Origin of the sequence: Microcoleus sp. Pol10D4 (genome assembly GCF_036701555.1) — a bacterium.
Taxonomy (GTDB): Bacteria; Cyanobacteriota; Cyanobacteriia; order Cyanobacteriales; family Microcoleaceae; genus Microcoleus.
Genome location: NZ_JAUBRA010000033.1, coordinates 43,304 through 56,564, shown reverse-complemented (window position 1 = coordinate 56,564; position 13,261 = coordinate 43,304). Strand labels below are relative to the sequence as shown.

The 13,261-nt window shown below is 47.3% G+C and carries 8 protein-coding genes and 1 tRNA gene; 7 read left to right on the top strand and 2 right to left on the bottom strand.

The genetic code is table 11. The features are described from left to right. The first annotated feature begins 35 nt into the window (after positions 1 to 35). On the top strand, positions 36 to 5,045 hold the full coding sequence (locus tag QUA36_RS17405) for an amino acid adenylation domain-containing protein (protein ID WP_333458522.1): 5,010 nt from the start codon (positions 36 to 38) through the stop codon (positions 5,043 to 5,045). 151 nt (positions 5,046 to 5,196) lie between these two features. Further along, positions 5,197 to 9,267: an amino acid adenylation domain-containing protein gene (locus QUA36_RS17400; protein ID WP_333458521.1), complete on the top strand. Its 4,071-nt coding sequence runs from the start codon at positions 5,197 to 5,199 to the stop codon at positions 9,265 to 9,267. A gap of 253 nt (positions 9,268 to 9,520) precedes the next feature. Here QUA36_RS17400 and QUA36_RS17395 read toward each other — a convergent pair whose 3' ends face one another. Further along, the gene (locus tag QUA36_RS17395) at positions 9,521 to 10,921 is read right to left on the bottom strand and encodes an inorganic phosphate transporter (protein WP_333458520.1); all 1,401 of its coding nucleotides are present in this window, start codon (positions 10,919 to 10,921) and stop codon (positions 9,521 to 9,523) included. Positions 10,922 to 10,988: 67 nt separating this feature from the next. Here QUA36_RS17395 and rplS point away from each other — a divergent pair, with 67 nt between their 5' ends. Both rplS and QUA36_RS17385 read left to right on the top strand, forming a co-directional pair. Next, positions 10,989 to 11,372, top strand: a complete 384-nt coding sequence (gene rplS / locus QUA36_RS17390; RefSeq protein ID WP_242721249.1) for a 50S ribosomal protein L19 — start codon at positions 10,989 to 10,991, stop codon at positions 11,370 to 11,372. 134 nt (positions 11,373 to 11,506) lie between these two features. Beyond that, a tRNA-Trp gene (locus QUA36_RS17385) sits at positions 11,507 to 11,579 on the top strand. A gap of 58 nt (positions 11,580 to 11,637) precedes the next feature. Here the strand turns inward: QUA36_RS17385 and QUA36_RS17380 are convergent. After that, on the bottom strand, positions 11,638 to 11,832 hold the full coding sequence (locus QUA36_RS17380) for a hypothetical protein (RefSeq protein WP_333458519.1): 195 nt from the start codon (positions 11,830 to 11,832) through the stop codon (positions 11,638 to 11,640). A gap of 78 nt (positions 11,833 to 11,910) precedes the next feature. Between QUA36_RS17380 and secE the strand changes: the two genes are divergently transcribed. From secE to rplK, 3 genes are read left to right on the top strand one after another with little or no spacing between them, the layout of a single operon-like run. Further along, positions 11,911 to 12,144 carry a preprotein translocase subunit SecE gene (gene secE / locus QUA36_RS17375; protein WP_333166850.1) on the top strand — a complete coding sequence of 78 codons (234 nt, stop codon included), beginning with the start codon at positions 11,911 to 11,913 and terminating at the stop codon, positions 12,142 to 12,144. Beyond that, positions 12,141 to 12,779 carry a transcription termination/antitermination protein NusG gene (gene nusG / locus QUA36_RS17370; protein WP_242721257.1) on the top strand — a complete coding sequence of 213 codons (639 nt, stop codon included), beginning with the start codon at positions 12,141 to 12,143 and terminating at the stop codon, positions 12,777 to 12,779. Before secE ends, nusG begins: the two co-directional genes overlap by 4 nt. A 3-nt stretch (positions 12,780 to 12,782) precedes the next feature. Beyond that, positions 12,783 to 13,208 carry a 50S ribosomal protein L11 gene (gene rplK / locus QUA36_RS17365; protein WP_006635588.1) on the top strand — a complete coding sequence of 142 codons (426 nt, stop codon included), beginning with the start codon at positions 12,783 to 12,785 and terminating at the stop codon, positions 13,206 to 13,208. Positions 13,209 to 13,261 lie beyond the last annotated feature (53 nt).

Sequence of the window (13,261 nt, the reverse complement as noted above, 5' to 3'; positions counted from 1 at the left end):
ATTGATTTGCCCAAGTAATGACAGGATGACTCAAAATGCCCGATCCAAAAATATCGAGCTCATCGCCAAATGCCAGAGATTCTGTCACTGTGGAGTTAGTTGAGTTTTTATCTTACCTTCGCAGTCTAGATATTAATATTTTTGTTGAGGGCGAGATCCTGCGCTGCAATGCTCCCGAAGGAATTATTACACCCGAACTGCGGGCCGAAATTTCTCAGAAAAAAGCCGAAATTATTTCATTTTTAAAAGCAGCTAATCGTACTTCTAGTTTCACTCCTACACCGATTGTTCCTCTGGGGCGGGACGGAAATTTACCGCTTTCTTTTGCACAGCAGCGCTTGTGGTTTCTCGACCAATTAGTCCCGAACAATCCCTTCTATAATGTTCCCGCAGCCTTGCGTTTGACAGGTTCGCTCAATTTTTCGGCGCTGCAACAAACCTTCAATGAAATTGTGCGCCGCCACGAAGCTTTACGCACGACTTTAGCAGTAGTTTCGGGGCAACCTGTTCAGAGAATAGCTGCTGCTTTCCACCTCCCGATTAATGTAGTAGACTTGCGAAACTTGCCAAAGGAATCTCGACAAACTGAAGCAAACAGGCTCACGGCTGAGGAAGCTCAACGGTCTTTCAATTTGTCCAATGACTTGTTGCTGCGAGTCACATTATTGCAGTTAGATGATGCCGAATATTTACTAATGCTGAATATGCACCACATTGTATCCGATGGTTGGTCTATCGGAGTGCTAATTCAGGAATTAGGCGCACTTTACACGGCATTTGCTAGGGAAAAACCTTCGCCTTTACCGGCTTTGTCGATCCAGTATGCTGATTTTGCAAAATGGCAGCGCGAATGGCTGCAAGGGGAAGTTTTAGAAACGCAGCTTGCTTACTGGCGACAGCAGTTAAACGGCATTTCTATGCTAAATTTGCCTGCGGATCGACCCCGGCCAGCAATTCAAAGTTACCGAGGCAAAAGGCAATTTTTGCAATTGCCAAAACAACTGAGCGAGGCTTTAGAAACGTTGAGCCAGCGCGAAGGAGTGACGCTGTTTATGACAATGCTGGCAGCTTTTAAAACGTTGCTTTACCATTACGCCCAGCAAGAAGATATTGTAGTAGGTTCGCCGATCGCCAATCGCAACCGCAGTGAAATTGAAGCATTAATCGGTTTTTTTGTCAACAGTTTGGTGCTGCGTACAGATTTGTCGGGAAATCCAACTTTTCGGGAACTTTTAAACCGAGTCAAAGAGGTAGCATTAGGAGCTTATGCTCACCAAGATTTGCCGTTTGAGAAGTTAGTAGAAGAACTGCACCCCGATCGCGCGTTGAACCAAAATCCCTTATTTCAGGTGGCGTTTGCGCTGCAAAACGCGCCGGGGAATCGGTTAGAATTGCCAGAATTAACACTCAGCCCGCAGCAGTTAGATGTGGGTACAGCGCGCTTTGATTTGGAGTTTCATTTGTGGGAGCGATCGCCCAACAGCTCGGGAAGCCACCAATCGCCCAGCAATAAGCTGTGGGTTGATAGCTCGGAGGGTATCAGCGGCATGGTTATTTACAGCGCCGATTTGTTTGATGAAGCTACGATTACGCGCAGGATCGGGCATTTTCAAACCTTGTTAGAAAGCATTGTGACAAATCCCGAACAGCGAATTGCCAACTTGCAATATTTGAGCGCCCAAGAGCGCGATCGTTTGTTAGTTGAATGCAACAATACTCAGGCGGATTATCCGCAAAATTTGTGCATCCATCAGCTATTTGAAATGCAAGCCGATCGGGCACCGGATGCGGTGGCGCTGGTATTTGGAGAGGAGCGAGTCACCTATGGAGAGCTAAATCTCCGCAGCAACCAACTAGCACGTTATTTGCAAAAAATGGGGGTTGGGGCGGAAGTTTTAGTCGGGCTTTGCTGCGGGCGATCGCTCGATCTGATCGTGGGGATGTTGGGTACCCTGAAAGCGGGAGGAGCTTACTTAATTTTAGATCCGAGCTATCCTGCTGAGCGATCGAGCTTTATGGTAAAAGATGCTCAAGTGTCAGTATTGCTTACCCGCCAGGGAATAAATTCCCTGTCTAATAGCGAAAGTCGTCTAAAGACGACTGAAGGAGGACAAGTTTCCAGTCGGCTTAAGCCGACTTCAGCTATGAGCCAGGGAATTTATTCCCTGGTGGATGATGGCGAAGTGCAAAATTTAGAAACACAGTCAGAGGATAAAATTCACCATCCAAGGGTTGTTTTTCTAGACACAGACTGGGAGATGATTTCCCAAGAAATCGCCGACAATCCCACCAGCGCAGCCACAGCCGAAAATCTGGTTTACGCGATTTACACCTCCGGATCCACGGGAAAGCCGAAAGGAGTTGAAATTGAGCACGGGAGCTTGTTAAATCTCGTTTTTTGGCATCAAAGAGAGTTTGGGGTGTCAGCGGGCGATCGAGCAACGCAAATTGCTGCGATCGGCTTTGATGCTTGCGGGTGGGAAATTTGGCCTTATCTCGCCGCGGGGGCTAGCATCTACTTTCCAGAAGATGACATCAGGCGAGATCCTGAAAAACTGCAAAACTGGTTAGTATCAAACGCCATTACAATTAGCTTTTTGCCAACACCTTTAGCAGAGAAAGTTTTGCTATTAGATTGGCCTCAAACAACAGCGTTGCGAATCTTGCTCACAGGCGGCGAAAAGCTGCAACAACATCCTTTAAAATCCCATCCATTTAAGCTAGTAAATAATTACGGCCCAACCGAGAACACCGTCGTCACAACTTCCGGTTATGTTCCTGTAACCGAGCAAACAGACATCGCCCCGACAATTGGCCGCCCCATTGCTAACACTCAAATCTACATATTAGACAAATATTTGCAGCCAGTGGCGATCGGCGTTGTTGGCGAATTGTACATCGGCGGAAACGGACTCGCTCGCGGCTACCTCAACCGCCCAGATTTAACCGCACAAAGCTTTATTGTCAATCCTTTTAAACCAAATTCAGGAGAGCGAATTTACAAAACCGGCGACTTAGTGCGCTACAGAGGCGATCGCAACCTTGAATTTTTAGGACGCATTGACGAACAAGTAAAAATTCGCGGTTTCCGCATCGAATTAGGAGAAATCGAGACACTATTAATTCAACATCCGGCGGTGCAGCAAACTGTAGCAACAGCTTCGGAAGATGGACAGGGAGATAAACGTTTAGTAGCTTATATTGCCCTGAATCCTGAATATAGCAGTGCCAGCGAAAAAAACCAAATAATGCAATTGCAGGACGAACAGGTTTTGCAGTGGCAAATGCTCTACAATGAAACTTACAATCAACCTGCTGTTGACTCAGATCCAACATTTAATATTGTCGGCTGGAATAGCAGTTATACTAATCAGCCAATCCCAGCAGAACAGATGCGCGACTGGGCGAACAATCAAGCCGCCCAAATTTTAGCTTTGCAGCCGAGCAGAGTGTTAGAAATTGGCTGCGGCACAGGTTTGTTGCTGTTCCAAATTGCCTCTCGCTGCACTCACTATTGCGGGACAGACTTTTCACCTATTTCGCTAAACTATATTCGGCAGCACTTGGCAAATCAACAGTTAGCTAATGTAACGCTGCTTCAGAAAATGGCGACAGACTTTGAAGGAGTAGAGACAGCAGCTTTTGACGCAGTAATTCTCAACTCAGTCGTGCAATATTTCCCGAATATCGACTATCTCGTGCAGGTGCTAGAAGGTGCGGTGAAAGCAACTGCCCCGGGCGGCTTTATATTCATCGGAGATGTCCGCAGCTTGCCGTTGCTGGCAGCTTTCCACGCTTCGGTACAACTGTATCAAGCCGAACCTTCTCTCGCGGGCGAACAGTTGCAGCAGCGAGTACAAATGCAAATTTTTCAAGAAACAGAGTTAGTTATTGAACCAGATTTTTTTAGCGCATTAAAACACCGCTTTCCGCAGATTGGTGGCGTAGAGATTCAATTAATTCGCGGTAGTTATCGCAATGAGTTAACTGATTTTCGGTACAATGCTATTCTGCATATTGCGTCGGAAACAGATCCCCCCAACCCCCCTTACGAAGGGGGGCTAAGAAATCTCTCTAACTTTCCTGACAAAATAGAGCTTCCTCACCGTCCTTTTCCGGGGGAGTTGGGGGGGTCGAAACGGCTGGATTGGTCGGCTGAAAATCAGAATCTGACTGTTACCAAGGTGCAACAAATATTATGGGAAAATCAACTCGATGTTTTAAGAATTGCTAATGTGCCTAATGCGCGGGTAACGGCAGCAGTTAAGGCTGCAGAATTGCTGTCTGTTGTCGATAAATTTTCAACTGCAGGTCAGTTGCAGAAAGCCGTGGAAAAAGTTGAGGATTTAGGAGTCGATCCCGAAGCGTGGTATGCTTTGGAAGTTCCGTATAATGTTAATATTAGTTGGTCTAATTCCGACAGTCAAGGGCGCTACGATGTAGTGTTTGCACGGGGCGAAACTAAAGATTTTATGCCAGAAACCAGAAGCGATAACTTGCGTCCTTGGCGCTCTTATGCTAACAATCCCTTACAAGGTAAAGTAGCACGGAAATTAGTGCCACAGTTGCAGGCTTATCTAGCAGAAAAACTGCCGGAATATATGGTTCCGTCGGCTTTTGTGGTGCTGGAGTCGCTACCGGTGACGGCTAACGGAAAGGTCGATCGGCTCGCTTTGCCTGCACCGGAGCCGATTAAGTTAGAATGGGCTGGCGGTTATGTTGCGCCTCAGACTTCTATTGAGGAAGTTTTAGTGAAAATTTGGGTTGAGGTTTTGGGGATAAAGCGAGTGGGTATCCGGGACAATTTCTTTGAATTAGGAGGCCATTCGCTGCTGGCGACTCAGCTTGTTTCGAGAGTGCGAGATGCTTTCGGGGTAGAGTTGCCTTTGCGCCGCGTTTTTGAAGCGCCGACAATTGCAGAATTATCTAAGATTGTGGAAAGTTTAAAAGATAAGAATGCTAAAAGTGATGCTCCGGCTTTAGTGCCGATTTCGCGCGATAGTCGGCGGCGGAAGCTATCATCTTTTAATAGACCTATTGCATAAATTTTTGATTGATAGAGCAACCGCAGATGAAGGGCAGATTAACACTGATAAACGCAGATAATTTTAAGAGGGTTTTTGACTTTGGTAAGATGTCGAATCGAGAAAGTAAATGAAAAGGATGGCTGTTTAACAGGATGCAATTTCGATAAATATGCAGCAAGAAACAGATGTTTTCGTCTTCCCCGCATCATTTGCTCAGCAGCGGCTTTGGTTCCTCAATCAATTAGCACCGGGCAATCCTTTCTACAATGTCTCAACAGCGCTCCGCTTAACAGGTTCCCTCCACTTCAGATCCTTAGAGCAAACCTTCAACGAAATTGTGCAGCGGCACGAAACTTTACGCACCACATTTACGCTTTTGGAAGGGGAACTCGTACAAATTATTGCTCCCATTTTAACCGTATCGCTCCCCACAATCGACTTACAAAATCTCTCGCCCACTCAGCAAGAAACCGCAGTGCTGCAACTCGCAACCGATGCAGCGCAAAGCCCTTTCGATTTAGCCGCTGGGCCGTTATTCAAAGTAACGCTGCTACAACTCAGTGAAACAGAACATATATTGTTGCTGAATTTACATCATATTGTGGCTGACGGTTGGTCGATTGGAGTGCTAATTCGAGAGCTGGGAACGCTCTACACAGCATTTGTAAAAAATGGGATCTCGCACTTACCAGCACTGCCCGTGCAGTACGCCGACTTTGCAGAATGGCAGCACCAATGGTTGCAGGGCGAAGTATTAGAAACCCAGTTAGCTTATTGGCGGCAGCAGTTAAACGGAATTACCACACTCAATCTACCAACAGACAGGCAAAGACCAGCCGTTCCATCCTACCGCGGCGCTAAACAATTTATAACACTATCACCTGCTTTGAGCGAGGCGCTAAAGTCATTGAGTCAGCAAGAAAGCGCGACTTTATTTATCACTCTACTAGCCGCTTTTCAAACTTTGCTGTACCGCTATACAGGACAAGTAGATATTGCAGTAGGAACGCCGATCGCCAATCGCAACCTGAGCGAAATCGAAGCATTAATCGGTTTTTTTGTCAACAGTTTGGTGCTGCGTGCAGATTTATCAGGAAACCCAACTTTTCGGGAACTATTGCATCGGGTAAAAAACGTCGCAATGGCAGCCTACGCCCACCAAGATTTGCCCTTCGAGAAGTTGGTTGAGGAATTGCACCCCGATCGCGAGTTGAGCCGCAACCCCCTATTTCAACTTAGTTTCAGCCTGCAAAACACTCCTGTAGCAGCGCTAGAATTGCCGGGAATCGCTTCCGAGGCGATCGACTTTGACGCGGGAACCGCCAAGCTCGATTTAGAGTGCCACTTGTGGGAAAATGCAGGAAGTATTCAAGGGCAATTTGTCTACAGCACAGATTTATTTGATAGCGGCACAATTGCGCGCATGGCGGGACATTTCCAAACGCTGCTCGAAGCCATTGTTGCCAATCCCAAACAGCACCTCAGCGACTTGGCTTTGCTGACAGCGCCAGAATACCAGCAATTATTAATCGATTGGAATGACACTCAGAGAGATTATCCGCAAAAGCAGTGTTTCCATCAGCTATTTGAAGAGCAAGTCGCGCGATCCTCTTCGAGGGCTCCGCTAACGCCCCATGCTGTCGCCGCCGTCTTTGAAAACCAGCAGTTAACCTACTGCCAACTCAACAGCCGAGCCAACCAACTTGCACGTTACTTGCAGCAATTGGGAGCAGCACCCGAAGTTTTAGTGGGCCTTTGTGTAGAACGTTCCTTAGATGCGATCGTCGGATTGCTAGGCATTATCAAAGCAGGCGCAGCCTACCTGCCTTTAGATCCCACTTATCCTCAAGAGCGGCTTAACTTCATGTTAGAAGATGCTCAGGTGTCGATTTTGGTAACTCAGCAGCACTTAACAAAAAACTTGACGCAGCCGGAAAATTACGGAGTTTTTTCAGTAGTGTGTTTGGACTCCGACAGAGAAATTATCGCCCGACAAAGCTCCAAAAACCCAACTACAAATATCCTACCAGAAAACCTAGCCTACGTCATTTACACATCTGGTTCAACCGGAAAACCCAAAGGCGTTTTAATCGAACATCGGGGACTCTACAACTTAGCCATAGCTCAAATAGAAGTTTTTAACTTAAACTCAAATCACCGCATTTTGCAATTCGCCTCCCTGAGTTTTGATGCCTCAATCTTTGAGATTGTCATGGCCTTGGGAACCGGAGCAACACTTTACTGTGCCAAGAAAGAATCTTTATTACCAGGAGAAACATTAATCCAATTTTTGCAGGACAATGCTATTACCCACGCTACCTTGCCGCCGTCGCTGCTAGCTGTCCTTCCAAGCGCCGAACTTCCCGCACTGCAAACAATCATCTGTGCTGGCGAATCCTGTTCCCCGGATATTGTTAAATGCTGGGCTTCCCGGCGCAGATTTTTTAACGCTTACGGCCCTACAGAAGCGACAGTATGGTCAAGTTTTGCCGAAATTAGCGAACCCAAAAAACCGCCAATCGGCCGCCCAATAGCTAACACTCAACTCTATATTTTAGATGAAAATTTACAGCCTGTACCCGTTGGAATTCCCGGTGAATTGTACATCGGCGGCAGCGGATTGGCGCGAGGCTACCTGAACCGCCCCGAATTAACCGCCCAGCGATTTATTGCTAATCCGTTTAGCCAGAAAGCAGGAGAACGAATTTATAAAACTGGTGACTTAGCTCGCTATTTTCCAGACGGCAATATTGAGTTTTTATGCCGCACTGACGAACAGGTAAAAATTCGCGGCTATCGAATAGAATTGGGAGAAATTGAAGCGCTGCTGGTTCAGCATCCAGCAGTCAAAGAAACAGCGGCGGTTGCTGTGGATGATTTGTCTGGCAACAAACGCCTAGTTGCTTATGTCGTCCCCAATCACAATCAGACGCTTAATCCTGGGGAAATACGCAATTTCCTCAAACAACAACTGCCCAATTACATGATTCCCAGTGCTTTTGTGGCGATGGATTTTCTGCCCCTAACTCCCAATGGCAAAATCGACCGCCTGCGCCTACCTGTACCGGGAACTCTAACTAGCAATTCAATAGATAAAAGCTGCATTGCACCTCGCACGCCAACCGAGTCAACCCTCGTCCAAATTTGGGCCACAATCCTCAACGCAGAGTGCGTTGGCATTGGCGACAACTTCTTCGATTTGGGTGGAGATTCCCTGCTGGCAATCCGCCTCATCAATGAGATTAACCAGCAATTTCAGCGCGAGTTGCCGCTGTCAGCTCTTTTTTTAAATCCGACAATTGAAGGTTTAGCAGATTCGCTATCTTCAGGAACAAATTCTCTGGAATGGTCGCCTTTAGTTGCGATTAAGCCTCGCGGTAAAAATCCCCCGTTCTTTTGCGTCCATCCCATCTTTGGGGTCGTATTTCCTTATTGCGAGTTAGCCTTTGGGCTAGGAGAAAATCAACCGTTTTACGGGCTGCAACCAAAGGGTATTGACGGCGAAAGTTCTCCGTTAACTAGCATTGAAGACATGGCGGCTGACTACATCGCAGCCTTGCGTACCGTTCAACCAAAAGGGCCTTATTTTTTAGGAGGCTGGTCTTTTGGAGGTTTGGTTGCTTTTGAGATGGCTCAACAGTTGCTCGCAGCGGGGGATGAAGTGGCTTTACTTGCTGTGCTGGATACTTTAGCGCCGGTTTCTGCTAACAAACCTTCTTTTTGGGACGGTTGCAAGTTTATTCTAACTACTGTTTCGCGCTCTATCTGGCCTTTTGTAGTAGATTATTTTCGCTTGGTGGCTACTTCGGAAAATGTTCAAAGTGGCGGTATTGCGGCCAGGTTTCCTAAATTAAATAAGATGCTTAATCTAGTAGCTAATTTTTTGCATCGCTGGAATTGGAAACAGGCAGTTATGGTTAGCATCCTATCTCAGGAGTCAACAAAACACAACTGGCGCGAGCTGGCAATTCCCTCAATGTTTACTGTATTTCAGGCTAATAGTCAAGCAACTCTCAGCTATATACCGAAATTTTATCCGCAGCGAATTACTCTGTTTAGATCGAGGGAACAGCTAAGCATGAGTCATCAAGATTCGACTCTTGGCTGGAGCGAATTAACGACCCAAAAAGTAGAGGTGATTAGGGTTCCTGGGAATCACCTGACTATGCTGAGAAAGCCTAACGTTGAGGTGCTGGCTCAAAAGTTGAAGCATTGCTTTGAGGAGGAATTAAGTGATTGAGTTACCCGCAGGCTTGTGCGTCGCCACCGGGTTTGATGTGCGAAAGCGCTATTAGTCCTGAATCTGATCTTCATCTGCGTGAATCAGCGTCAATCCGTTGTCATCTGCGGTTTACATTCTCTTTTTTTAACCGCAGATACAGGCAGATAAACACAGATTAACGCAGATGAATTAGATCGAGTCCGGTTGCACCCTCCATCCGTGATTGTTGACTGATGACTGTTCTGAAATGCCTCAATCTAAAATCTAAAATCTAAAATTGCCCAATGGATTGCGCGATGCTGAAAATGATAGCACCCAAAGCTCCTGCGATCGGAATTGTCACCAGCCAAGCCGAACCAATTGACAGCAAAGTTTCCAAGCGTACTGTTTTCCAAGCTTTGATCAGCCCGACTCCGACAACTGCACCGACTAAAGCGTGGGATGTGGAAACTGGCAAACCGAAGCGGGATGCTAGCAAGACTGTGGTGGCTGTGGCTAATTCCGCGCAAAATCCGCCGCTTGGTTGGAGTTCGATGATCTTTTCGCCGACTGTGGCAATTACATTTTTGCCCCAGATGGCTAAACCGATGACTATTCCTGCGCCTCCGACGACTAAAATCCACAGGGGCACGCTGAAATCCTCTAGGGGAAAGGAACCTGTGCGCCGGATGTAGGCGATCGCAGCTAGGGGAGCAACTGCATTGCCTACGTCGTTGGAACCGTGGGCAAATGCTACAAAACAGGCGCTCAAGACTTGAAATCTTGCCATTTGTTGCTCGATGAGAGTGTGGGGGAGTGTCGGAGTGGGAGGGGGGGAGAGTGGGAGAGTGGGAGAGTTTGTGTTTGTACTTCTTCCTTCTTCCTTCTTCCTTCTTCCTTCTTCCTTCTTCCTTCTTTCTTCTTCCTTCTCAACTGATTCTAATTTTTTCCAGCTATTGAATGTGAGGCCGATCGCCCCAATACTCCCGATGCCAATGACAAAATCGTGAATTGGAAGATTCCAGCCAAATCTATCCTGGGCGGCGGCGATCGCCCCTGTCTGCACCAAAGCGACATTCACAACAGACGGCAGTACAATTATCCCAAATACGCTCAGCATTGCTGCACTCAGCCAAGGTATCCACTCGCGCATTTGAGATAGAGGATCTGGCCGATCGAGAATCGAATACTTCACCACACTGTAAAATAGTGCGGCTAAAGCACCGCTGGCAACAGGTGTCGCCAGCCAAGTTAGGGAGATAGTGCCGATGGTTCGCCAATCAACTGCATTAATTCCGGCTGCAACACAGCTAAAACCCGCGATCGCGCCCACCACTGCATGGGATGAAGAAACTGGCAAACCTCGACTGGTAGCGATTTGCAGCCATATCCCGCAAGCTATCAGCACTGACACCATCCCGATTAAAAATACTTGCGGTTGGGCCGCGAACACTTGTGCATTCACAACTCCTGTTGCCAGAGTTTCGGAAACTCCTTGGCCGAACAGCACTGCGCCGGAAAACTCCAGTATGCCTGCAACAATTATTGCCTGTCGCAGCGTTAGCGCCTTCGAGCCTACGGATGTCCCCATCGAGTTAGCGACATCGTTGGCCCCCAAGTTGGCGGCGACGTAGAAGGCGAGTGCGGCCATTGCCCCTAGTTGCAGAAATACGACCCCAGAGGTATCTAACATAGAAATTTTTTGACATAAAACGGGCATTTCGATATATGATAAGGGATTGTGAGTTTTGGTAAATCCGATGAAAGGCGCAGAAATAATCCGTTCTATCGAAACGGAAGAAATAAATAGAGTCAAGCAAGAACTTAATAAACAAGTTCCCGAAATTTACGTCGGCGACACAGTGCGAGTCGGCGTAAGAATTAAAGAGGGTAACAAAGAACGGGTTCAGCCCTACGAAGGGACTGTGATTGCCATGCGTAACGGCGGGATTAATGAAACAATCACCGTCCGCCGCGTATTTCAGGGCGTCGGAGTGGAACGGGTGTTTTTGATTCACTCGCCCCGCATCGCTACGATCCAAGTGATGCGCCGCGGGAAAGTCCGCAGAGCAAAACTTTACTACCTGCGCGATCGGGTGGGCAAAGCTACTCGCGTCAAACAGCGGTTCGATCGCTCCCTGTAGGAATGCACCCAGCTTTCCCTTGGTTCATGATTCATGGGAAATTGAAAAAAATCAAAAAAAAGTTTTCCATTTACGAGCGCACTGTGTTAAAATAGAAATCTAGAGGTTAAGCGAATTTCAGCAACCTCACCTGTGCGCTCTTAGTTCAGTTGGTAGAACGCAGGTCTCCAAAACCTGATGTCGGGGGTTCAAGTCCTCCAGGGCGCGCTGAATCACCAAACATTAAATTCTGCCCGAAAGCGCCCGGATTATTGGCTGGCAACAGTCAAAACCGCAAACTTTCGGGTAGAATTAATTTTTGTGGGCGGTTCGCAAAAAATGCCATCAACAAATGCTCGGTGTGGCTTCTCGATCGTTGGTTTAGGCGATCGGCATTTACGCCGTTGATTGGTTGGGCTTGTAAAAAAGTGCTGGCTTTAGATTTGAGATTTGGGACTTGGGCGTAAGTGGTTAGTGTCACAAAATCTGAGAGCCGCGGGCCACTCACACCATCTAAAATCTAAAATCTAAAATCTAAAATCGCAAGGGGGATTGAATCGTGGCGAAAAAAGACGAAGCTCAAGAAACTCAAGAAATAACGGCGCCTGGGTTTAATCCTACGGGTTTTTTTAAGGAAACTAGAGAAGAACTCGACAAAGTGGTTTGGCCCAGCAGGCAGCAGCTAATCAGCGAGTCTTTGGCCGTGCTTTTGATGGTAATCCTCTCAGCAAGCCTGATCTATTTGGTGGATAACTTCTTTAACTGGGGCGCGGGAAAGGTGTTTGGGCCATGACTTTTGCATCAGAAGAATCTGAGTATTCCACAGAAGCGACGGGACAGGCAGCATCGCCAGATGTGCCGGAAATTGATGCTCGCTGGTATGCTGTTCAAGTTGCCTCTGGCTGCGAGAAGCGGGTGAAGGCAAACTTGGATCAGCGGATTCAAACTTTGGATGTTGCCGATCGCATCGTTCAAGTGGAAATTCCGCAAACTCCGGCGATCAAAGTCGGCAAAGACGGTTCCAGGCGACAGTCAGATGAAAAAATCTTTCCCGGCTACGTACTCATCCGTATGTTTATGGACGAGGATACGTGGCAGGTGATCAAGAATACCCCGAATGTAATTAATTTTGTCGGGGCAGAGCAGAAACGCCGCTACGGGCGCGGCAGGGGTCACGTCAAACCGCTACCTCTGAGTCATTCGGAAGTAGAACGGATCTTCAGAAACGCTCAGGAATCAGAACCAGTTGTCAAAGTATCGATGTCTACTGGAGACCACGTTGTGGTACTTTCCGGGCCGTTTAAGGATTTTGAAGGTGATGTGATTGAAGTTAGCCCGGAACGAAACAAGCTCAAAGTTTTACTCTCGATTTTTGGGCGCGATACGCCTGTAGAATTGGAGTTCAATCAGGTTCAGAAACAGAACTAACTAATGGCAAAGAAAGTTGTTGCAGTAATTAAGTTGGCGATTACGGCGGGAAAAGCCAACCCAGCTCCTCCGATCGGCCCAGCTCTGGGTCAGCACGGCGTCAATATTATGATGTTTTGCAAGGAGTACAATGCTAGAACAGCAGACCAAGCGGGTCTGGTGGTTCCGGTAGAAATTTCGGTTTTTGAAGACCGCAGTTTTACGTTTATTCTCAAAACCCCGCCGGCGTCGGTTTTGATTCAAAAAGCGGCTGGCATTGCTAAGGGTTCGGGAGAACCTAACCGCAAGCAAGTAGGGACGATTACACAGGCTCAGTTACGAGAAATCGCTGAAACCAAAATGCCTGACCTCAATGCTAATGATGTTGAGGCTGCTATGAAAATTGTGGCAGGAACGGCTAAAAATATGGGCGTGGCGATCGCGGATTGAAGGAAGAAGGAAGAAGGAAGAAGGAAGAAGGAAGAAGGAAGAGTTTTCCTAGT

Bases quoted from the DNA above. Each gene is read 5' to 3' on its own strand.
- QUA36_RS17400 (WP_333458521.1), top strand. From the start codon at position 5,197: ATGCAGCAAGAAACAGATGTTTTCGTCTTCCCCGCATCATTTGCTCAG.
- QUA36_RS17405 (WP_333458522.1), top strand. From the start codon at position 36: ATGCCCGATCCAAAAATATCGAGCTCATCGCCAAATGCCAGAGATTCT.
- nusG (WP_242721257.1), top strand. From the start codon at position 12,141: ATGACTTTTGCATCAGAAGAATCTGAGTATTCCACAGAAGCGACGGGA.
- rplK (WP_006635588.1), top strand. From the start codon at position 12,783: ATGGCAAAGAAAGTTGTTGCAGTAATTAAGTTGGCGATTACGGCGGGA.
- QUA36_RS17395 (WP_333458520.1), bottom strand. From the start codon at position 10,921: ATGTTAGATACCTCTGGGGTCGTATTTCTGCAACTAGGGGCAATGGCC.
- rplS (WP_242721249.1), top strand. From the start codon at position 10,989: ATGAAAGGCGCAGAAATAATCCGTTCTATCGAAACGGAAGAAATAAAT.